Below are 22,028 nucleotides of genomic sequence, written 5' to 3'. Positions count from 1 at the left end.
TTAAAGTATTCCGGCAATATCTCATTTTATTTAAAAATATACGTGATTTCGTAATCTTTTAAATAAAATCAGATTATAAACCGTAATATTTATTATCCTGCCAAGATAAAATTATCATAGCCGGCTATTTTTCAGTATTTTAAGGCATGCCCAATCCTTATAAAAATCAGGTGTAGGACAAGTCCTTAATGTTGTGCTTGATTAAATATGAAACAGTATCCCTATCAATTGTTCTAATTTTTAGAAGCAAACTATATTCGTATATTCGGAAAATTAAATGTATAAGGCGCAATAACAGGCTTTTGAACATAAAATACCGTATTTCACAAAAGTGAAATACTAAGGCCCTTGCAATCCTTTTTACTTTAATTTCTGCATAAAAATTGAAATCTGCAATTTCTAAAATTACTGCTTTATTCATATAAGATTAGCCGAATATTATATATTCTTCTAATCAAAAGCAGAAAAATAAAACATCCGTCTGTGGTATGTTTTATTTATATTTAGCTCCTTGAAATATAATTAAAATATTTTCAAGTAAATTTACTATTGTTCTGATTATTATAAACAGCAGAAACTTCTAATCCATCTGCAAATATGCTTATTTTATAAAAATCTTATAAAAAAATAAAATACCATGTAAAATATTTATATAAATTTCCATTAATTTAAGTATTTGCATTAAAATTAGTTCACAATTTCTGTTAGCTTTTTTAAAAATAACATATTTATTCATAGGTGTCAATACAGTTGCTTATTCCTGCAAATAGTTGTAAATACCTTAATAAAATACATTTATTTTGCAGGTTTTTCCATCTTTTTTTTATCTAATATAGACAATTTTAATATAAAAACGGTATTTTTATTTATTTAAATGCAAAAGCTATTGTTAGATTTGAAGAAATCAACAAAATAACATGAATTAAAATAGGGCTGAAACTATTTTATTTATTTTTATACATTGTCTGAATTTTTTATAAAAATCCTCAGGCCATTAAATACATATAGGAAATAAACTTGAAAAAAGACCAAGCATATTTCCTATAGAGTTTTAATAAACTTATTAAACTTAAAAGCCAAAAAACAGTTTTCAAGTTTAATAAGTATAGACAATGTAAGTTAGCCGCTTCAACATCATATACTATATTAAGCTTATAAATTTAAGAAGGTGGCTTATGCTTTTGAAAATATATACTGAAAAACACATGGATATTTTAAATAGCTTCTTTAAGCGATATGAACTTACTCCCTCCGATTTAGAAACAGGCGCGGATTTTACCTATATGGAATTTGATGATTTTTACGGAATAATACGGCTTCTTCCGGAGCTTCTTGAAGATGCCATTCTTTCTCAGAATCCCGTAACAAAATCCAGTGACGCCTTAAAGCAAAATATTAAAACAAGGGTTTTTCTTCCCTTCAGAAAGGATATCGAAAAGGACATTTTCGACTATTTTATAGAAAATAATTATATTAACATGGAGGGCTATATTAATTTCAGGCTTAAGGAATATGTCCACCTTGTAGATCTTGTTCTTTATTCTGCCATAAGGAAGTTTCTAAATTGAGAATAATTACAGTTCTTGCCGGTAATAATAGGTTGAAAATGTAATCAATATACAGTACTATGCAATAAATTTACTGATTTTATTTTATGAAAATAAGTATTGACTAATACTATATAGCTGATATAATCATATTTATATAAATATTTATAAAGCGTTGACAAGGACAGTAGAATTTGCCCAATACTCTCCAGAGAAAACCGCCTTGGCTGGAAGCGGTTGAGTTAAGCACATTTGAAGACCACCTTTAAGCGGCTCTAATAAAGCACGTTGATTCCGTTATAATCTTGGCGATTATTCGTCTATGAGTGGTTTTTTTACTATTAGGGTGGAACCGCGGGTAAGCATATGCTCTCGTCCCTTATCTTTCGATAAGGGGAGGGCTTTTTTTATACCCTTTTTTGCCTGATTGCCTTAAGGCGCTTTTTGTCTGTTTTATATTTACGCGAATAAAATATGGCCGATAATTTCGGCTGAAGAAAGGAGAATCTACATGGTAAAAGTTGTTTTAAAAGGAGATATCGTAAAGGAGTTTGAAAACGGCACAACCGTGCTTGAAATAGCAAAGTCCATCTCGGAAGGCCTTGCAAGAAATGCCTGTGCGGCATTGATAGACGGAAAGCTTTCCGACTTAAGGCAGGAAATAAATACAGACTGCCATCTGTCCATCCTTACCTTTGACGATGAGGGAGGCCGGTGGGCATTTCGCCATACGGCCGCTCATATTCTTGCCCAAGCCGTAAAAAGACTTTATCCCGATGTGAAGCTTGCCATCGGCCCTGCAACAGACGAAGGCTTCTACTACGATTTTGACAGGGAAAAACCCTTTACTCCCGAGGAACTCGAAAAAATAGAAGCGGAAATGAAAAAAATAGTGAAAGAAGATTTGCCTATAGAAAGCTTTACTCTGCCAAGGCAGGAAGCTATTGAATATTACGAAAAGCTTCAGGAGCCTTATAAGGTAGAATTAATCAGAGACTTGCCTGAGGACGCAGTTTTATCCTTCTACAAGCAGGGTGATTTTACCGACCTTTGTGCAGGCCCCCACCTTATGAGCACAAAATATGTAAAAGCCATCGGCCTCAATAAAGAAAGCGGCTCCTCAGGGGCTTATTGGAGAGGCAACGAGAAAAATAAAATGCTTAGCCGCATTTACGGAACGGCCTTTACGAAGGCTTCCGACCTTGAGGAATACAGAATAAGGCGGGAAGAAGCCAAAAAGAGAGACCATAATAAAATTGGCCGTGAGCTTAAATTATTTACGACTTCCGAGCCTATCGGCCAGGGCCTTCCCCTGCTTATGCCGAAAGGCGCTAAGGTATTCCAGCTTCTCCAGCGCTTTGTTGAAGATGAAGAAGAAAGAAGAGGCTATGTTATAACAAAAACCCCTTATATGGCTAAATCGGATTTATATAAAATTTCCGGCCATTGGGACCATTATAAAGACGGAATGTTTATCCTTGGAGACGAAGAAAACGACAGCGAGGTTTTTGCCCTTCGCCCCATGACCTGCCCATTCCAGTTTACATGCTATAATGCAGAACAGCATTCCTACAGAGACCTTCCCATCCGCTACGCCGAGACTTCAACGCTTTTTAGAAACGAGTCCTCGGGCGAAATGCACGGTTTGATTCGTGTAAGGCAGTTTACGATTTCAGAAGGCCATCTTGTTTGCACAAGAGACCAAATCGGCGAGGAATTTAAAGGCGTATTCGAGCTTAACCGCTATCTTATGGAGGTTCTTGGAATCCTTGAAGATGTTACCTTCCAGCTTTCTCTCTGGGATCCGGAGAATAAAGACAAATACGTAGGCGCAGAAGAAGACTGGAACGCAACTCAGGACTATATGAGAAGCCTTCTTAAAGAAATGGGCATTTCCTATAAGGAAGCCCCGGGAGACGCCGCCTTCTACGGCCCTAAGCTGGATATTCTTTTCAAAAATGTCCACGGCAAAGAAGATACCATCATAACAATCCAAATAGACTTTACCCTTGCCGAAAGATTTGGCATGACTTATGTGGATAAAGACGGAAATAAGGTACACCCCCTTATTATCCATAGAACTTCCATCGGCTGTTATGAAAGAACCATGGCAATGCTTATTGAAAAATATGCCGGTTCCTTCCCCCTTTGGCTTTCACCGGTACAGGTAGCAGTTCTTCCCATAAGCGATAAGTATAACGACTATGCAGACTATGTAATATCAGAGCTTAAGAAGAACAATATCCGTGTAGAAGGCGATTTCAGAGCGGAAAAAATCGGCTATAAAATCAGAGAAGCAAGGAACGAGCGTACGCCTTATATCCTTGTCGTAGGCGAAAAAGAACAGCAGGATAACACCGTTTCCGTAAGAAGCAGAGCAAAGGACGACGAAGGAAGCATCAGCCTCAAAGACCTTATCCCGAGACTTGTTAAGGAAATAGAAGATAAGGATTTATCGGCGGCCTTACCAAGTGCTATGAAATTGAGATAATTAAAACTTCACAAAAGTGAATAAAGCCGCTTTTGTGAGATTTTATCTGATAAGAATGAATCGGCTGCAATGTATCAGCAATTTAAAGCTTACTTTAAATTGTTGGCATTGCTGTCACCGATTTCCTTCGGCAGAGCTAAGCTCTGCCTGGGGATAAAAGTTGGATAACTCTTTGTTTTTCAGACCCTTCTACTTTTTTTAAAATTTTCTTAAAAACTTAAGGAGCCATACGGCTCCTTTTTTATTAATACAAAAGGTTTGACCTTAGGAAGTATCCTTTTAAAATTTATAAAATAAATCTATATTTCACTTCTTGCTCTTATTTAATTAAGCCCATGGGTATTACAGCAAATTGCTGTAATAGATTGAAAAGTATATAATTAATAGTTCACTTTCATATATTAAGCATAGTATGTAGTGTAAGCAAACTATGGCGAAAGAATAGTTTGTTTATGAATACGTTTTGCTTGCAAAATATATTCATGGAGCATGTGGCCTAGGGTGACCCTATAGAACTATTCCAAAGGAGTGGTGCTTCATCTATATTCATGAACTTAAAAATCGGCCCGCTATGGCTTAGGCCATTTTTAGATAAGTTCCCCTTTACGGTCAACAGGCCTCCACTTATACAATCAATTGAAGGGAGTGGGCTATATGAATGAAGAAGCGGAAAGAATAAGAGTCCTCGACGAGCAGGCCCGTTGCAAAGACCGGGTATTCAGGGATACGGTGCTTATTTATTTAAACGAAAGGCCGTCATCCTATATTAAGAGCAAGGTATTGGAATTTAATCAAAGATACCGCGACGACAAGAATTTCCGCACGGTTGTAAGAAGCTTTGTAGCGAGATATTAATTTAACGAACAAAATAAATCCATAATCCATATATTTACTTTGCAATCTGCTTTACCTTTTTATCATAAATGCAATCTATAACAATAAAAGAAATACTACATAATAATCTTCTTAAAGTTTTGAATAAATATATCAGGTTCTATGTTTAAGAGAACCGTATCAAAAGAATAAAAAAGACTATAATTTATTTCCATGGGAAATGTATTTAAGTTCTTCTGATATATAGTCAATTTATTTTTATTCCAATTATACAAAAGCAGCTCTGGATATTATAAAATAAAGTAAAATTAAATTGACAAGGAGTCTTTTTCAAATTTATTTACAATACCGCCAAAGTTAATTGCCGAATACTATTTCCGGCTTTTATGAACCTATGAACTTTTATACTATATATTTTCTGGGCTATAAAATCCTTTCCGCTTCATGAATACATTTCTTGCAGGAGAATGTATGAGTAAAATCAACGTTTATAATAAATTAACTTAAAAATACACAAGTTAATTTAGGGAAAACATATGAAATGCATTATTTAACTTTAAGATAAGAGATATTTTAAAGTTAAATAAGTATAGGATGCAATAAATCCATCAAGCCCTAAACCTAATCAGCGTATAGACAATAACTTATGAATTTTTTAAAGAAGCGTCTCCTTATAATATGTTACCCGCAGGTTGGGGCCTATATTTCATAAAATGCTCCTCAGATGTTTAGATGCCAAAGGTTTTAAATAATATTAAAGCTGCACATATATGTCCGTAGTTAACGCAAATAATATTGCTGTAAGCCTGAGATGAATAAATATATTAACCTCCTTATAATAAAAGGCATTTTCTGTTTTTGTATCGGACCATTTTTCATTATAAAATAATTAGGCAGTGTTTGCAAAAAAGTGCTGATTCCAGAAGAAAACCCCAGAGATAACATGCCTTTACATTTTTGAGTGATGCAAAAATGTTGAGCGCAAAATTTTGATACAAAGCATCAGAAGTTTACAGTACCTCTTGAAGGTTTTCAACAAAGTGGCCGCGCTTTATAGCAAGATAGGCTAGGGATTTGATTTTTCAAATACGCCTTAGCATCCAATTATGTTTGCAAGCCTAGCAACAATGTATCTTAGCTGAAAGCAGTAAAATTTAGCTTCATCGTCTGCAAACACCCTATGAGCATTTGCCCAGCAGTATTTTGCAACACACATCCTTTCCCCAATTTTCTATTGTAGTGAAATAGCCTTAAGGTAGTAACAAAAACCTATTTTCATAAACGGCTTAATATAATAGAAACACTTATTTAAGCCATTCATAGTCAACAAAGATGAGAAGATCTTTGTTGACTATAAGAAGATGTTCACCTGAAAACACTTTTACAGCTTCACTACAAGTGTTTTCAGGTTCACTAAATATAAGATATATGATTTTTGTTGCTGTAATTAACCTATTTTACTATATACTAAGCGTGAGGGGCGGTGCTTATACTTATTTAATTTTCAAACTGTCTTTTTGTTTTGAAATTCAATAAGTTTTCCTTAGTGTTTATAGTAAATTCACTTGTACTTGTTAAGTGAATTTACTATACAAGGCCAATGCCTATCAAAAAATCCGCTCCCATCGCCCCGTAAAGCAAAAAATCAAAGGCCCCTTCATTCAGGAAGGGGCCTTTTTTCGTTAGCCATATGTTATATGCTGATTTTAATTATAGTAAATTTAAAGTTAAGCAGCAGCAAAGCCGTATATTCCCGAAGGCTCAAAAATGTACCGTTTCCGAAGGAAATCCGTGTTTTTGAGCCTTAAGGGAATAGGCTTTTGCTGCTTCTTCATGATAAATTTACTTTAATTGCTTTCAGCCTTTTCAAAAAGCTCTTTTTCAATCCTTCTTGCCGTAGGGGAATCAGCAATGCCGCCTAAGGCTGTTTCCCTAAGCTGATATGGAAGCATATTGCCTACCCTATCCATGGCTATGATGACCTCGTCAAGAGGTATGATGCTTTTAATGCCTGATAAGGTTAAGTCTGCACAGGTTATGGCAAGGGTTGTACAGGTTGCGTTTCTGATGACGCAGGGCTCTTCCACAAGGCCTGCCACAGGGTCGCATACAAGGCCCATGATGCTTTTCAGGGCTTGGGCTGCGGCGTCGGCACACATTTGGGGAGTTCCGCCCATAATTTCAACGATTGCCGATGCCGCCATGGCGGCAGCAGAGCCGCATTCTGCCTGGCAGCCGCCCTCTGCTCCAGAGATACTTGCATTTTTAGCAATTACCATGCCTAAGGCAGAGGCGTTAAAAAGCCCTTTTACAATATCGTCATCGCTTAAATTATATCTTTTTTGCAATGCGGTCATACAGCCGGGAAGAATTCCGCAGCTTCCCGCCGTAGGGCAGGATACGATACGCCCCATAGAGGCATTTTCTTCGGAAACCGCAAGGGCATTTGCAAGCGCAATAGCCGGAAGCTCACAACTTAAGCTTTTTTTAGTTTCCGTATAGGTTTTATAGGTATACGCCATATCCCCGGTAAGACCGCTTATGGATTTGCCGGGCTTTAATCCATTGGATACAGACTGTTTCATCACCTCAAAGTTAAGGCGCATTGCTTCAAAGACCTCTTCTTCGGTGCGCTCCGTATCTTTGGCCGTCTGGCTTATGGTGATTTGAGATATTGTTACGCCTCTTTTTTCAGCTTCGCTTACTATTTTAGCCATGCTGTCAAAATATATGTCCATATACGACCCTCCTCTTAAGAAATTTTAGCTATTGCCGTGGAACCTGTAATTCTGTCAATCTTTTGTATGTCGGAAGAAATATCTCCGGGAAGGTATCCGTCGGTTTCTATAATCATGATGGAAGGACCGCCTTTAGACGAGCGGAAAACCTTCATATTGGCTATGTTTATCCTTCTGCTGGCAAGATAATTTGTAACGTGGGCGATGACCCCCGGTGCGTCTGTATGCTCTATGATGAGGGTATCGAAATTTCCGTTAAAATCAACATCGATGCCGCCAAGCTTCTGTATAATGATGTTTCCGCCGCCTACTGAGGCTCCCTGCATGTTGATATGCTTTCCGTTTTCTGTTTCGGCAATAATCACGATGGTATTGGGATGGGTATCGTCAAGATTAATCGTCTCAAATTTAAAATCCAGCCCCTCTTCTTCTGCAATGCTAAGACTGTCTCTAATACGCATGTCGTCCGGAGCAAAGCCTAAAAGCCCCCCTATTACGGCCTTGTCGCTTCCGTGGCCCTTATAGGTGTTTGCAAAGGAGCCATGAAATAGGATTCTTGCTTTTTTCGGGGTTTCTCCCAGTATTTTTCGAGCCATAGCCCCTATTCTGGCAGCCCCTGCCGTATGTGAACTGGAGGGTCCTACCATAACGGGTCCTATAATGTCAAAAATATTCATATTAAGCCTCCTTTGTTGATCGGTTTGGCTTTCACTTCAGGCAAAGCCGCCGAAACTTTTATACTTTATTTATTTCTCTGATTTTTTACTGAACTTATTAATTATTTTTACAACTTCTGCTACACCGTCGGAAAGATTGCTGTCGGCCATGGCATCAACATATCTGTCCCTGTTGGAATAAAGATCGATTATGTTTAATACCAAGCTGTTTTCATTAAGCTCCTCTTCCGGGAGCACCTTGCTTATGCTTTGCTTTTCAAAGGAAGCGGCGTTTAAAATCTGGTCCCCTCTGCTGGCGTTTCTAGAAAGTGGAATAAGCAGATTCGGCTTTTTAAGGGCAAGAAATTCATATATGCTGTTGGCCCCTGCCCTTGAAACAACCATATCCGAAAGAGCGTATATATGGGCAAGCTCCGGACCCAAATATTCAAACTGCTTATAATTTTCCGTATTGAGAAGGGCTTTATCCACATTTTCCCTGCCGCATATGTGGATAATATTATAGCTTTTCAGTAAAGCCGGAAGTGCCTGCCTTAAAACAGCGTTTATTTTTATAGAGCCTTGGCTCCCGCCTATCACTAAAACCGTGGGTCTCTTTTCCGTAAAGCCGCAAAGGGCAAAGCCCTTTTCCTTACTTCCGTTAAAAAGCTCTTTTCTTATGGGCGTGCCGGTAAGAAAAACATTTTCCTTTTTAACATAAGAAAGCGTTTCAGGAAAGGACGCACATACGGCCTTTGCAAAGGGAATGGCTATTTTGTTTGCAAGGCCCGGGGTAATATCGGATTCGTGGATAATAAGCGGAATGTTCAGTATTTTAGCAGCAACGGCCACAGGAACGGCGACAAATCCGCCTTTTGAAAATATTACCTGGGGGGATATTTTTTTAATAATGCTTACGGCTTCAAAAACACCCTTTACGACCCTCACCGCATCTGTAACATTTTTTATATCCATATAGCGCCTTAGCTTTCCGCAGGAGATGCCGTAATATCTTATGCCCCTTGCACCTATTAAATCCTTTTCCATCCCTGTTTTAGAGCCTATATAGTATATGTCGTATCCTTCTTTTTGAAGCTTGTCGATTAGTGCTATATTGGGCGTAACATGGCCTGCTGTTCCGCCTCCGGTTAATATAATCTTTTTCAATATATCTTCCTCCGGTCCCTAGGCGGTATCTGAAAATAAACTGGATTTTGAACTTTCAGACACGTCCTAATGAGCAATTATAATATATTTGTTTAAATACTTATATAAATGTGCATTTTAAAGCTATACCCAATATGTGCTTCGTTTCATATTTACAGCTTTATTATAAGCTTATTTAACAGTAAAATCATCTAAAAGTAAAGAGGTTTTAGCCCTGTTAAAACTTGTAGATTTTTCAAAAAAATTTTTAGTGCAATTATTTGAAAAACATGACAAAAATAGACCCTTACTCCACCTTCCTTTGATCATATTGACTGTTAATCTCTCTTAGGATATGTGGAAAAAGCAAAATTTCAAGAGAAAGCAGCGATTATTTTCCTTGGCTTTCTGAATGAATTTTAATGTATATCAGGAGCACTAAAAGGCTATAAAGTTCTTACGAAGGAAAAACAAGGAAACCTTTGTTTTTTCCTATATTGCCTAATATTGAGGGCATATGAAATATATGCTATAATTAAAAAATATATAAAGGGAACAACTTTAAGATAGCAACAAAAACCTAATTTTATAAATGACTTAAGTATATAAAAATGTTATATTTAAATCATTTATAATAAATAAAAATGAAAGAATCTTATTTTTATAAAGAAATATTCACCTAGCTTCACTGTAAGTGTTTTCAGGTTCACTAAGTATAAAATATATGGTTTTTGTTACTGTAATTAATTTGTTTCACTGTACATGGAGGCATAAGGTTGGATAAGCTTAAAAACTCCCCGAAAAGGTCATTTAAAAATGCCGTTATACCTATTATATTCTTTACAATATTACTATATATATCCTCTTTGCTTTTTCATGTAGTGGAAGATGAAGATAGCTTTACGCCTTCTAAAAGTGATGCAATAATGGTTTTGGGCCATTCTCTGGAGGACGGCTCTATTCCCGGTGATTGGCTGGTTTTAAGGCTTGAAGAAGGCCTAAGGCTTTATGAGGAAGGTTACGGCAGCTACATTATCGTAACCGGCGGCGAAGGGCCTTGGGATAAAAAGCCCGTTGCCGATTCCATGAAGGAATGGCTTATTGAAAAAGGTGTTTCGGAGGATACGGTTATCACCGAACCTATGGCGTCAAACACCTATGAAAATTTTAAATATTCCAGTGAAATTTCTGAAGAAAATCATATAAATTCTATAATAATCGTAACAAATGATTTTCATATGTATAGAAGCATGCTTATAGGAAGCCGATTTTATGAAAACATTTCCGGCTCTGGGGCAGAGGTGCCTATGAGCTTTAGAAAATTACTGGCATATCTGAAGGAGCCGCTTTCCATAATAAAATATAATCTGCTTTACTAAAATCTTTGAATATAGGAGGTTAGGCCCTTGTCTCATATAAAAACGGCAGCCCTTATACTACTTTCGGTAATTTTTTTTACCTCATGTGAAATGGAGAAGGAGCCTTACGATATTAACCCCAAAAGCTCTGGAATAAGCGTAGTAGAAAAAATCGAGGAAAAGTCGGACGGCGAAGAAACCTCCGGGCAGGACGAGCCTTCTCAAAATATTTATAACGAATATAATATTACCCTTGAAATAAATCCTGAAACCAGCATCGTAAAGGGCATTCAAAAGGTCAATTACCATAACAGAACGGGAGAAAGGCTGAAAACCCTCTGCTTCAATCTCTATCTGAACGCCTTTTCAAAAGATTCCGATTATCAGCCTTATTTTCAGGAGTTCAGAGACACCATATTCTATAGCGGCAGAGAATACGGCTATATAAATATCACTTCTGTATTTGTAGACGGAGAAGCCGCCCCCTTTACTACAGACATTACAAAACTTGAAATCGATTTGGTAGACGGGCTTATGCCCTATAAGGATACGCAGATAACACTGCAGTTTGAAGCATATATTCCCAAAATAAACCATCGGACAGGCTCTAATAGAAACGCCATGTGGTTCGGCTCCTTTATTCCAGTGGTTTCCGTATACGAAGGGGGAGAATTCAGAGTAGACCCCTATTACAAAGCAGGGGACCCTTTTTATGCGGAAAGCGCAAATTATACCGTGTCAATAAAAGCCCCGAAAATATATAAAGCCATAGGGGCAGGAAACGAAACCATAAAAGAAGACCAAGACAGCACAACCACCATATTCACAGCTAAAATGGTCAGGGATTTTGCCTTTGCCCTTATAGACAGGAACTACCGCTCCATAAGCGTTACGACAAAAGACGGCGTTGATATCAATATGTATTATATATCCGATATAGATAATGTAGACTATATAATAACCGGCGCAAAAAACGCAATGGAATTTTTCAGCGCTTATGTAGGAAGCTATCCCTATGAAAAATTTGATATTGTAGAAGCCGGTATGTTCATTCCCGCGGGAATGGAATATTCCCAATTGACGTTTATAGACGGAAAATATCTTAAAACCGCCTCGGCCACCAGAACCATAAGCCATGAAATCGCCCATCAGTGGTTTTATAATGTGGTGGGAAGCGACCAGATAAAAAGCCCGTGGCTTGACGAGGGGCTTGCCTCATTTCTTCAGGAGAAAATATTTTATCCTGATATGGAAAGCTTAAGAAAAAAAATAGAGGTGGATTATCAGAGGCTTTCAGCCATGCCCGCTTTAAGCTATAAGCTATCGGACGACCTTTCCGTTTATAAAAACTGGAGTGATTATTATAACGTACAATATGCAAAAAGTAAAATCATGCTTTATACCCTGAATGCAAAAATGGGGGAAGAAAATTTCAGCAAATTCATAAAGGAATATTATTCAAACTATAGCTTTAAAATAGCACAACCATCGGACTTTATTAAAACAGCCGAAGATGTTTACGGCGAAAGCCTTCAAGATTTTTTTGATACATGGCTTTACGGGGAAAAATTGCCGCCCCTTTATTTTTAATATATAAAAATCTCATTAATGCAATTAAGGAGGCAATAAAATGAAAATTACTTCCCTCATGGCTGCCGCCGACAGCAGAAGTATTCTGGAGGTTAAAAAAATAGTAAACGAGGCCCTTACTGAGCTGGGAACGGAAATAGAAGAAATTAATTTGTTTTTCAATGCCCTCCCCGTTTTTGACGGGATTAAATCGGACCTGATGAAACCTATAGAAAACTCCCTGCGTTCCTCAGAAGGGGTGATTATATACACAAATTCTTATTTTTCCATGCCCGGCTCATTAATAGAAATCCTTTTTGAGCATATGTCTGCGGATCATTATAAAGACATCTTAAGAGGGAAAAACTGCTTTTTAATCGTAAACGCCAAAAAGGGCGACCCTAAAAGAGCCGTAAATATTTTAAGCGAAGCTTTAAACGATGCCGGAGCCTTCGACAGCGTAAGGCTTGCCATAGACGAAAGCTTCATCTCTGCTATGGCAAAGGATGATGAAAAAAGGCTTATGGTAGAAAGGTCTATAGACGATTTTTATAGAATGCTCCGGCAGCAGAGAAGGCATTATATTCCCAAAAGCCCCATAGCCTTTGAGAATCCCATGCCTTTTAATGAAATTCCCGCACAAAAGCCCATAGAAAAAAATAATGATAATACTTATGAAAATCTTATCATAAATACCCCTTTAGAGCCTGCACCTAAGGAAATAAAAGCTCCCGATATCTCAAAGCCTGAGCCTGAAAAAAGCGCTTTAAGCATCTTAGACGATAAGTTCAGCGAGGCTCAGCAAAAGGATATTCAGGAAATAACCAAATTCTTTGCAGAAAAGTTTAAAGAGCCTGAGAAAGAAGAGATAATCCCTACCATAGAACCAATACTGCCGGAGCTTCCGAAAACCGTGTCAAAAAAGACATGCCGGCAGCTTTCCCAAAGCCTGATTCATTATTTTAAATCTTCAAAATCAGCAGATTTAGATATGATATTCCAAATTAATATTACAGGGGAAGAAGAGTTTGACGGATATTATGAAATAGACAACCATTCCTGCCAATATGTTGAAGGAATACACTTAGAGCCAAGTATCACCGTTATATCCTCCGCCAAAGCATGGCAGGATATTTTAAAGGGAAAGCTTTCTTCCCAAAAATCCTTTATGACAGGCCAAATCAAGGTTAGAGGCAATTTCGTTCTTTTGTCTAAATTCGACCAGGCTTTTGACTTCGGTAAAAATTAGAGGCCTTAATTGTATTTATTAAGCCTTTTGTGGTAAAATAATAATACTTTAATTGATTTTAGCAATACTATTATAAAGAAATGTTTCCTTTCGGCGTAAGGCGCATTTCAAAAGCTTCGTTTATATTTGTTTTATAAATCGATAACCATAAAAAATTCAGGAGGTTACTATGAAAATTAAATCTTTAGCCTGCGGATTTATCGCAGGTGTTTTGACGGCAACAAGCGTTACTGTATTTGCTCTTACGATGGGCAGCGGAATGGTTGAAGCTTATTTACAGGACACAAATGTCAGCATATTATTAGACGGAAACTATATCGAGCTTCCGGAGGATACTCATATTTTAAATTATGACGGCCGCATATACACCCCTGCAAGGCTTATTGCAGAAAGCCTCGGTGCAGAGGTGGGCTGGGAAGATGCAAGAAGAGCAGTTATTATAACCCCGCCGGAAAAAGAAGTTGTAGAAAAGGTTGAAACCGTAGAAGTAAAGGTTCCCCTCTACAGCCCTCTTCCCATAAAAAGGATTAAGGATAACTTAAGCATAAGCCTTGTGGACTATGATAACAGAAAAAGCGAATTTCAGCTTAATTTAGAGTATAGAAATACGAGTAATGATATGATTATCGTAGACGTTAGAAATGCTTATGTGGAAATTGGCGGAGAAAAATACGAGTATCTGTCTTCAACTCAGGATTTTATATATCGAAGCCTTGGATATACCACAGAAGAAACCGAAGCCTTTATAAGCTTTGATCCTATCCCCCAGGATACGAAAGAGCTTAAGGTGGTTATTCCCATTAAATTTTCCAATAACAACAGAAACACAGAGTATGTTTTCAATTATGAGTATTATGTAACCCTTGACGAAGTTGAATATTAATTGACCCAGAAGGACGGCGAAAGCCGTCCTTTTTATTTTGCAAAGGAGTATATCGTCAATTGTTAACTATAGTAAATTTAAAATTAAACAGTAACAAAACCGTATATTCATATAGGCTCAAAAATGTACTGTTTCTCAAGGAAATCCGTATTTTTGAGTCTTTAATAAATCGATTTTTGTCACTTCTTTATAAGAAATTTACCATAGAATAAAATAATTTAATTACAGTAAAAACCATGTGTCTTGAATGGCTTAATATAAGCGTTTCTATTATATTTAAGCCGTTTATGAAAGATAGTTTTTTACTGTGTTGAAACTGTTTTATTTTATATATTTTTATATATAGTGAATTTAAAGTTAAACAGTAACAAAACCGTATATTCGCAAGGATTCAAAAATGTACCGTTTCCGAAGGAAATCCGTATTTTTGAATCTGTAGTGAATAGGTTTTTGTTACTTCTTTATAAGAAATTTACTATACTTATATTTTTTATTTGTTTCTCCGTAGCCAAACACAAAGCCGCCCCCTTGACATATAATGTTATAAATCTATTATTGTATTAAGCTTCATAAAGCACTATAATGTTTATTTATAAAGAAATGGAAAGAGGGAAGTCATGGGAAAAATAAACGTGGCGGTAATTTTCGGAGGAAAGTCCTCAGAGCATGAGGTTTCTGTAAACTCTGCATCAAATATCATCAGCAATATGAACGATGAAAAATATAATATTATTCCCGTATACATTACAAAAAGAGGCAAATGGATCCTTTACGACGGAAATATAGATAATTTAAAAACGGTTCAATTTGAAAAATTCGGAAATCAGTGCATACTCAATACGGATAACGGTGAAAAGGGTCTTTTAAGAATCTCCGGCGAAAAGGTAAAGCTTGTGCCTATCGATATCGCCTTCCCCGTTCTTCACGGAAAAAACGGAGAAGACGGAACCATACAGGGGCTTTTTGAACTATGCGGAGTGCCTTATGTAGGCTGCGGTATTTTAGCTTCTGCTGCGGCTATGGATAAGGCCTTTACGAAAAAAATTGTCAGCACCTTAAACATTGCTCAAGCAAAACACATGGAAATAAAAAAAGAAGATATAAATGACGACGAAAGCTTTGAAGAAATTCTTAAAAACATAAGATACAGATTAGGCTATCCATGTTTTGTGAAGCCTTCAAGGGCAGGCTCTTCTGTGGGCATAACAAAGGCTAAAAACAAAAGCGATTTAAAAGAAGCCTTGAACCTTGCATTTAAACACGATAATAAAATAATAGTTGAAAAAAGCATTGAAGGCCTTGAGCTGGAATGCGCCGTTTTAGGCTCCGGCGGAGAGGACACTATAGCATCAGGAGTAGGCCAAATACTTCCGGCGGCAGAATTTTACGACTATGACGCAAAATATAATAATGAGGCTTCCAAAACCCTCCTTGAAGCTGAAATAACCACAGAAAAAGCTGAGGAAATCCGAGCGGCCGCATTAAAGATATTTAAGGCCCTAGAATGCTCCGGGCTTTCAAGGGTTGATTTCTTCCTTGAAGCAGAAACAAATAAAGTCATATTTAACGAGATTAATACCTTACCGGGCTTTACGGACATCAGCATGTATCCCATGCTTATGGCAAAGGCCGGATTTGAAATAGGAAAGCTTATAGACAGATTGATTGAAATAGCCCTCGACAGAGGCTAACAAAGGGGAGTAAACATGGACACAAGACCAATCGGGGTTTTCGATTCCGGCGTGGGAGGCCTTACGGTAGCCGCTGAAATAATTAAAGCACTTCCAAATGAAAAAATTGTTTATTTCGGCGATACGGCAAGGCTGCCTTATGGAACAAAAAGTAAAGAAGCAGTAACCCGTTTCAGTAAGCAGATTGTAAAATTTTTAATGAGCTTCGACGTAAAAGCTATTGTAATTGCCTGCAACACCATAAGCAGTAACAGCTACGACGACCTTCAGAAAGAATTTGACATAAAATTTATAGAGGTAATCACCCCCGGAGCAGAAAGCTGCGCCAAAGAAACAAAAAATAAAATCGTAGGCATCACAGGAACCCAGGCAACCATCGAAAGCCATGCCTATGAAAAAAAGCTTACGGAACTTATGCCGGGCATTAAGGTACATGGCGTAGCCTGCGGCCTTTTTGTTCCTTTAGCGGAAGAAGGCTGGACGGACTGCGAAATAGCCTATCTTACGGCTAAGGAATATCTCGATCCTATGATTGAAAAGGGTATTGATTCCATTGTTCTAGGCTGTACCCACTATCCCCTTTTATATAATTGCATAAAAAGGGCGGCAGGAGACAATATAAAAATAATAAACCCTGCTTATGCTACGGCTCTTAAATTAAAAGAATATTTAACTTCAAAGGATATGCTTAATCCCAATGAAGAAATCAAAGAGCCTGATTTTTATTTAAGCGACCAGACACCTAAATTTAAAGAAATATGCAAAATTGCCCTTGGCAGGGAATATGAAGCAAATAAAGCAGACATCGAATGCCTGTAAAGGGTTTTATTTAAATTTAACTTAGATAGATAAGGGAAATCTGATTACAGATTTCCCTTTGTTTTATATTGGCTTATTTTCTGTGCTTTATCCATACTTTGCTATAGTAAATTTACTGTGAACAGCAACAAAATCGTACATTCGCATAGACTCAAAGTATACCTTTCCCGACGAAAACCTGTATTTTTAAGCCTGCAGCGGATAAGCTATGTTACTTCTTCATAAGAAATTGCTGCATAGGGCAACCGGCATAATTGTATAAACTCTCAAAATTTGGCAAAAATAATACATATAGTAAATTTAAATTTGAATAAAAACAAAACCGTATATCTGCGACGATTCAAAAATGTATTATTTTCGAAGAAAATCCGTGTTTTTGTGTCTTTAGTGAATAGGTTTTTGTTACTCCTTTATGAGAAATTTACTATAACCTTTCGTGTTATTTTAATTGAGTTTCTTAATTGCCTTTACAGGGAGGTATATATAATGAAAAGGCTTGCAGCAGCAATTATATTAGTTTTATTAGGAGCAGTCGTTCTTGGCGTCGGGGCGTATTTCAGCTATGGCATATTCAACAATCCTTCCCAGAAGCCGGAACAGTTAGCAAATACTGCCCTCTTGCCGGAAACGCCAAAGGATACAGACATTGAAGCCAATAATATAAAAGAAGAAGAAATAGTAAAAATAAAGCCTTATACAAAAATGATTTACGAATATTATTACAAAGACGACAGAAACACTGAAAGGTCTGAAGAGGATCCGCCCCATTTTATGATTGGAAAAACAAAAGAAGAAATGGAGATTACCTTCGACCAGTGGGAAATCGTTAAATTTACGGAAGAAGAAGTCATCATGAGAAGGCAGATGGAGGGAAGCTCCGCCCAGAACTATATTGTAGGGGTTCAAGATGGATATGTGGCGGTTTTTTATAATGAAGCAATAGACGGAGCAAAAATCAAAGAAATCACCGATACCCCCGTAAGCGCTTTGCCGGAAGATGAAAGGCAAAAGCTTCTCGATGGTATTTCCATTTCAGGAGAAGAAGCTCTTATGCGGCTTTTGGAGGATTACACAAGCTAGAAAATATTAAAAAGAAGCTTGCATTTAGTTTGAAACAGTAAAATTAATTTCTCTGTTTCAAAATCTTATTTTTATCCTATAAAAGTTTTTCTTATGTGTTTTTAAATTCTTGTATTAAGGATAATTTGCTAAAAGTATAACTAACTGCCGGTTTCTTTTTATCCTTTATTCTTTTATAACATATGTATACTGTATAATATATACTAAAAAGTTTTTTTATAAAAAATATTATTTATGCACACTTAAATTAATAAAGGTGATATAATACAATTGTGAAAACCCCCAATTTTCACTTTACAGTAGATACATCCCCCAAATATGTAGTCCTAACTGTAAACCCCATAATACCTTTTCTTTATTAGAGAAAAAGAGCAGCTAAAGGCTGCTCTTTTTCTGTTTTAAATAAATTTCGGCATAAAAATACTAGATTACAGTTCATAGTAAATTTAAAGTTAAATAGTAGCAAAGCCGTATATTCACAAAGGTTCAAAAATGCGCTTTAGAGTAAAATATCCTTCAGGAAGTAACAAAAATCTATTTTTCATAAACGGCTTAATATAATAGAAACGCTTATATTAAGCCATTCAAAATATACGATTTTTATTACTGTAATTAAACTATTTAACTATAGAAGAAATATAATAAAGCGCCTTTGTGAAATTGCCTTTATTTGATTTTATATATTAAAAGGCTTATATCTGTTATGGTATAAAAGCAATTTCACTATGTTTCCGAAGGAAATCCGTGTTTTTGAGCCTTAAGGGAATAGGCTTTTGCTACTTCTTCATGATAAATTTACTATATTTCTTATAAAAAATCAACAAAACCTATTCACCGCAAACTTAAAAGTATGGATTTTCTTTGAAAGCCGTACATTTTTAAGCTTACCTAAAATATAGGCTTTTGTTACTGTTTTACTTTAAATTTACTATTTCCCTGTAAGAGATGGCCTGCTCCCGGCGAGGGCTTATACTGTTATTCAATATAAAATAATCCACTATCTTCTATTGAATTTCTGAAAATAAAGGAAAAGATAAGCACAAGTTTTTCTCCTATATTGCTTCTAAGAAATATATGCATGAACAAAATTAAGCAGCGCTTAATCTTGTTCATAGTATATTCGTCTTCTTCCTATTCCAAACAAGTTCCATATATTGTTAAAAATACAGCAGTATGCTCTTCTGAATACTATTCATTCTGTTCTTCTTTTATGTCTTCCATAACAAGCCGCGTTATCTTTGCTCCGAGGCTTCTGAGCTTTTCATCAAAACCGCAATAGCCTCTGTCTATATGATAAATATTGCTTATTTCCGTAACGCCCTGAGCCTTCAGAGCCGCTGTTACAAGGGCCGCTCCTGCCCTTAAATCCGTGGCCTTTACATTTGCTCCCGTAAGGTTCTTTACCCCTTCTACAAATGCCGTTCTGGATTCAATTTTGATATCGGCGCCCATTCTTAAAAGCTCGGGAACGTGCATAAATCTGTTTTCAAATACGGTTTCTGTTATTACAGCAGAACCTTGGCAGCCTGTCAGCATTGCCATAAACTGAGCCTGCATATCCGTAGGAAAGCCGGGATAAGGCATTGTTTTAATGTCTATTCCTTTAATGGGCCTTGTAGGGTCGGCAATGATTCTTATGCCGTTCTGCATTTCCGTAATCTCTATTGCCGCCTCTTTAAGCTTTGCTATCATGGGCTTTAAATGCTCTGCAAGTATATTTTCAAGCTCTATATCTCCTCCGCAGGCGGCAACACAGGTCATAAAGGTCCCTGCTTCTATTCTGTCGGGAATAACCGTATATTCTGTAGATTTAAGCTTGTCCACCCCGGTTATTTTTACGGTATCTGTTCCGGCGCCTCTTATCTGAGCCCCAAGATTATTTAAGAAATTGGATAAATCCACTATTTCCGGCTCTGTGGCGGCATTTTCTATTACAGTCTGTCCTTCTGCAAGAACCGCTGCCATCATTATGTTTTCAGTGGCCCCTACACTTGGAAAATCGAGATATATTTTGTTGCCTTTAAGACCTTTGCTTTTTGCCGTAACCATACCATGGGCTATTTCTATTTCTGCCCCAAGAGCACTGAAGCCTTTTAAATGCAGGTCTACGGGCCTTGCCCCAATCAAACAGCCCCCGGGAAGAGGAACCTTAGCTTCTCCCCATCTTGCAAGCATCGGCCCCATGATTAAAAAAGATGCTCTTATCTTTGAAACCAGCTCATAAGACGCCTCTTTTTTAGCAATACTCTGGGCCTGAATATGCACAGAGCCTTCTTTTTCATTCCAAATAACGACGGCGCCTAAATCCGTCAAAATATCTTTCATTGTATATACATCTTTTAAAGGCGGAACATCTTTTATGGTGCAGCCGCCCTCTGTAAGTAAAGAGGCCGCCATGATAGGAAGCACAGCATTTTTAGAGCCGCCTATCTTAACTCTTCCCTTTAAAGGAGGCGACTGCTCAACAATAAACTTTTCCAAAATACCACATCCACATAATAATATTATAATCAGAGAATTTGAAAAGGATATAAGCATGGCTTAAATTAAGCCATTCATGAAAAACAGATTTTATTGCTGCTTAATCTTGTTTTGCTTTATAAGCCTTTTTCAACTAGGCATTGTTTGTAAATAGAGAAACCGACAAAAATAATAAATAAACTAAATTTTATTTATTATTTTACAGCAGAAATACATTTTTCAGCTGTAAAGCTGAAAAAGTATTATTTGCAAAAAAGTGTGAATTCGAGGAGAAAACCGCAGAGATAGCATGCCATACACTTTTAGCATAATGCTAAAAGTGCAGCTTCAGGTTTACCCATGGGTAAACCTATACGGCATATCTTGAGGATTTTCAACGAAGAAGTCATATCTTTTAGGCAAAATAAACTAGAGTTTTGATTTTACAAACATGCCCTAAAGTAAGCTCTAACTTAACAAGCTCAAAAGCCAGTTAAGCATAAAAATAAGATTAATATTATTATGTTCATTTTTTCGCCTTTAAATCATCTTATTTGAAATAAAGCGAAATATAAAATATACCAAGTAAGCTTTTAAACTTTTCAATTTAAAAATTTTTTTAATCTTTAATAATAGTATATTTTAGAAATCAAAACCACGCGTTAAATGCGTGGTTTGCACTAGTCCTAGAAGGATTTATTACTGGATGCATCCAAAGACGCACAGAATATTTTAAAATTGCATTATTGGTCCTGCAGCTGCTAAAGCAGTAATTTCTCTTAAATTAAAGCTTTGATTTAATAATTTATCTGTTCCCTTCGCTGGTTGCTTTGCGCTAGAAGTGTTTTATAGTAAATTTAAAGTTAAATAGTAGCAAAACCATATATTTACAAAGGCTCAAAAATGTGCCGCTTCCGAAGGAAATCTGTGTTTTTGAGCCTACCGGGAATGGGCTTTTGCTACTTCTTCATGATAAATTTACTATATTCCACTAGCAAAGCCAGTGGTTTTTTACTCTAAAGAGACAAATATAAAAGGGGCCTTTAAAGACCCCTTTTATTAATCTATTTTTTCCATTTCTTCGATGTTTTGAATCGCATGAGCTATGATAAACTTTTTCGTCATAAGACAAATCATATTATCATTATTTGTGCCGAGAAACCTTCCTTCAAAGGTTTTATTCTGAATGGTTCGAATACGTATATACATTCCCCTTCTGAACATAGAGCCGTCGAAGCTTATCTGCTCCAGAGGAAAAAGAGCGTAGCACCTGTTTAAAATCTGCTCAAGCTCATTGATGGGATACTGGTCCTCAATTCCTCTTTCCTTAAGCTTTTCCATAAAGCCGGATATGCTTACATATGCCCATGTAAGAAAAAAGGCTATTATTGCAGCAAATATAAAGTCGGAAAAGGGCATTATTCCTAAAAACATATAAACACCTCCCCGGAATTCAAAGTTCCGGTATAAGACATAAAGGCTTAAATATTTTAAGCCCATAGGCAGT

At 36.8% G+C, this 22,028-nt stretch carries 15 protein-coding genes; 10 read left to right on the top strand and 5 right to left on the bottom strand.

Features of this window, described 5'->3' with window-relative positions; genetic code table 11:
- Nucleotides 1-1,181: 1,181 nt before the first annotated feature.
- The 3 genes from ytxC (at nucleotide 1,182) to NBX03_RS00995 (ending at nucleotide 4,893) form a co-directional block, all read left to right on the top strand.
- Nucleotides 1,182-1,568: a putative sporulation protein YtxC gene (ytxC, locus tag NBX03_RS01005; protein WP_250228920.1), complete on the top strand. Its 387-nt coding sequence runs from the start codon at nucleotides 1,182-1,184 to the stop codon at nucleotides 1,566-1,568.
- A 490-nt stretch (nucleotides 1,569-2,058) separates the two neighbouring features.
- Nucleotides 2,059-4,038 (top strand): threonine--tRNA ligase, encoded by a 1,980-nt coding sequence (gene thrS / locus NBX03_RS01000; RefSeq protein WP_250228919.1) that lies wholly within the window; start codon nucleotides 2,059-2,061, stop codon nucleotides 4,036-4,038.
- Between the two features lie 654 nt (nucleotides 4,039-4,692).
- Entirely contained in the window at nucleotides 4,693-4,893 is a 201-nt protein-coding gene (locus NBX03_RS00995) for a hypothetical protein (protein WP_250228918.1), read from the top strand.
- Nucleotides 4,894-6,719: 1,826 nt separating this feature from the next.
- Here NBX03_RS00995 and sdaAA read toward each other — a convergent pair.
- The 3 genes from sdaAA to NBX03_RS00980 form a co-directional block, all read right to left on the bottom strand.
- Nucleotides 6,720-7,610, bottom strand: coding sequence for an L-serine ammonia-lyase, iron-sulfur-dependent, subunit alpha (gene sdaAA, locus NBX03_RS00990; protein ID WP_250228917.1), 891 nt, complete (start codon nucleotides 7,608-7,610; stop codon nucleotides 6,720-6,722).
- A gap of 14 nt (nucleotides 7,611-7,624) precedes the next feature.
- Nucleotides 7,625-8,287 (bottom strand): L-serine ammonia-lyase, iron-sulfur-dependent subunit beta, encoded by a 663-nt coding sequence (sdaAB, locus tag NBX03_RS00985; protein ID WP_250228916.1) that lies wholly within the window; start codon nucleotides 8,285-8,287, stop codon nucleotides 7,625-7,627.
- 69 nt (nucleotides 8,288-8,356) lie between these two features.
- Complete coding sequence (locus NBX03_RS00980; RefSeq protein WP_250228915.1) at nucleotides 8,357-9,433, bottom strand: undecaprenyldiphospho-muramoylpentapeptide beta-N-acetylglucosaminyltransferase; 1,077 nt, start codon at nucleotides 9,431-9,433, stop codon at nucleotides 8,357-8,359.
- A gap of 755 nt (nucleotides 9,434-10,188) precedes the next feature.
- Here NBX03_RS00980 and NBX03_RS00975 point away from each other — a divergent pair.
- The 7 genes from NBX03_RS00975 to NBX03_RS00945 all read left to right on the top strand — a co-directional run bounded on the left by NBX03_RS00975 (nucleotide 10,189) and on the right by NBX03_RS00945 (nucleotide 18,061).
- Nucleotides 10,189-10,791 carry a YdcF family protein gene (locus tag NBX03_RS00975; protein ID WP_250228914.1) on the top strand — a complete coding sequence of 201 codons (603 nt, stop codon included), beginning with the start codon at nucleotides 10,189-10,191 and terminating at the stop codon, nucleotides 10,789-10,791.
- Between the two features lie 27 nt (nucleotides 10,792-10,818).
- A complete protein-coding gene (locus NBX03_RS00970; RefSeq protein ID WP_250228913.1) occupies nucleotides 10,819-12,360 on the top strand; it encodes a M1 family metallopeptidase in 1,542 nt (513 codons plus the stop codon).
- Nucleotides 12,361-12,400: 40 nt separating this feature from the next.
- Nucleotides 12,401-13,588, top strand: coding sequence for an SCP2 sterol-binding domain-containing protein (locus NBX03_RS00965; protein WP_250228912.1), 1,188 nt, complete (start codon nucleotides 12,401-12,403; stop codon nucleotides 13,586-13,588).
- Nucleotides 13,589-13,757: 169 nt separating this feature from the next.
- The gene (locus NBX03_RS00960; RefSeq protein WP_250228911.1) at nucleotides 13,758-14,471 is read left to right on the top strand and encodes a stalk domain-containing protein; all 714 of its coding nucleotides are present in this window, start codon (nucleotides 13,758-13,760) and stop codon (nucleotides 14,469-14,471) included.
- Nucleotides 14,472-15,088: 617 nt separating this feature from the next.
- Entirely contained in the window at nucleotides 15,089-16,162 is a 1,074-nt protein-coding gene (locus NBX03_RS00955) for a D-alanine--D-alanine ligase family protein (RefSeq protein ID WP_250228910.1), read from the top strand.
- A 15-nt stretch (nucleotides 16,163-16,177) separates the two neighbouring features.
- Nucleotides 16,178-16,981 (top strand): glutamate racemase, encoded by an 804-nt coding sequence (gene murI / locus NBX03_RS00950; RefSeq protein WP_250228909.1) that lies wholly within the window; start codon nucleotides 16,178-16,180, stop codon nucleotides 16,979-16,981.
- A 486-nt stretch (nucleotides 16,982-17,467) separates the two neighbouring features.
- On the top strand, nucleotides 17,468-18,061 hold the full coding sequence (locus NBX03_RS00945; RefSeq protein WP_250228908.1) for a BofC C-terminal domain-containing protein: 594 nt from the start codon (nucleotides 17,468-17,470) through the stop codon (nucleotides 18,059-18,061).
- Between the two features lie 1,188 nt (nucleotides 18,062-19,249).
- On the opposite strand, the gene murA is transcribed toward NBX03_RS00945, so the two are convergent.
- On the bottom strand, nucleotides 19,250-20,542 hold the full coding sequence (gene murA, locus NBX03_RS00940; protein ID WP_250228907.1) for a UDP-N-acetylglucosamine 1-carboxyvinyltransferase: 1,293 nt from the start codon (nucleotides 20,540-20,542) through the stop codon (nucleotides 19,250-19,252).
- A 1,038-nt stretch (nucleotides 20,543-21,580) separates the two neighbouring features.
- Nucleotides 21,581-21,955, bottom strand: coding sequence for a hypothetical protein (locus NBX03_RS00935; RefSeq protein WP_250228906.1), 375 nt, complete (start codon nucleotides 21,953-21,955; stop codon nucleotides 21,581-21,583).
- Between the last annotated feature and the right edge of the window lie 73 nt (nucleotides 21,956-22,028).

The organism is Anaeropeptidivorans aminofermentans (assembly GCF_940670685.1).
In the GTDB taxonomy this organism is placed as follows: domain Bacteria; phylum Bacillota; class Clostridia; order Lachnospirales; family UBA5962; genus Anaeropeptidivorans; species Anaeropeptidivorans aminofermentans.
The sequence above is the reverse complement of the archived record's forward strand: the minus strand, read 5'-3'. Positions and strand labels throughout refer to the sequence as shown.

Bases quoted from the DNA above. Each gene is read 5' to 3' on its own strand.
- thrS (WP_250228919.1), top strand. From the start codon at position 2,059: ATGGTAAAAGTTGTTTTAAAAGGAGATATCGTAAAGGAGTTTGAAAAC.
- NBX03_RS00960 (WP_250228911.1), top strand. From the start codon at position 13,758: ATGAAAATTAAATCTTTAGCCTGCGGATTTATCGCAGGTGTTTTGACG.
- NBX03_RS00935 (WP_250228906.1), bottom strand. From the start codon at position 21,955: ATGTTTTTAGGAATAATGCCCTTTTCCGACTTTATATTTGCTGCAATA.
- NBX03_RS00955 (WP_250228910.1), top strand. From the start codon at position 15,089: ATGGGAAAAATAAACGTGGCGGTAATTTTCGGAGGAAAGTCCTCAGAG.
- murI (WP_250228909.1), top strand. From the start codon at position 16,178: ATGGACACAAGACCAATCGGGGTTTTCGATTCCGGCGTGGGAGGCCTT.
- NBX03_RS00945 (WP_250228908.1), top strand. From the start codon at position 17,468: ATGAAAAGGCTTGCAGCAGCAATTATATTAGTTTTATTAGGAGCAGTC.
- NBX03_RS00965 (WP_250228912.1), top strand. From the start codon at position 12,401: ATGAAAATTACTTCCCTCATGGCTGCCGCCGACAGCAGAAGTATTCTG.
- sdaAB (WP_250228916.1), bottom strand. From the start codon at position 8,287: ATGAATATTTTTGACATTATAGGACCCGTTATGGTAGGACCCTCCAGT.
- NBX03_RS00995 (WP_250228918.1), top strand. From the start codon at position 4,693: ATGAATGAAGAAGCGGAAAGAATAAGAGTCCTCGACGAGCAGGCCCGT.
- sdaAA (WP_250228917.1), bottom strand. From the start codon at position 7,610: ATGGACATATATTTTGACAGCATGGCTAAAATAGTAAGCGAAGCTGAA.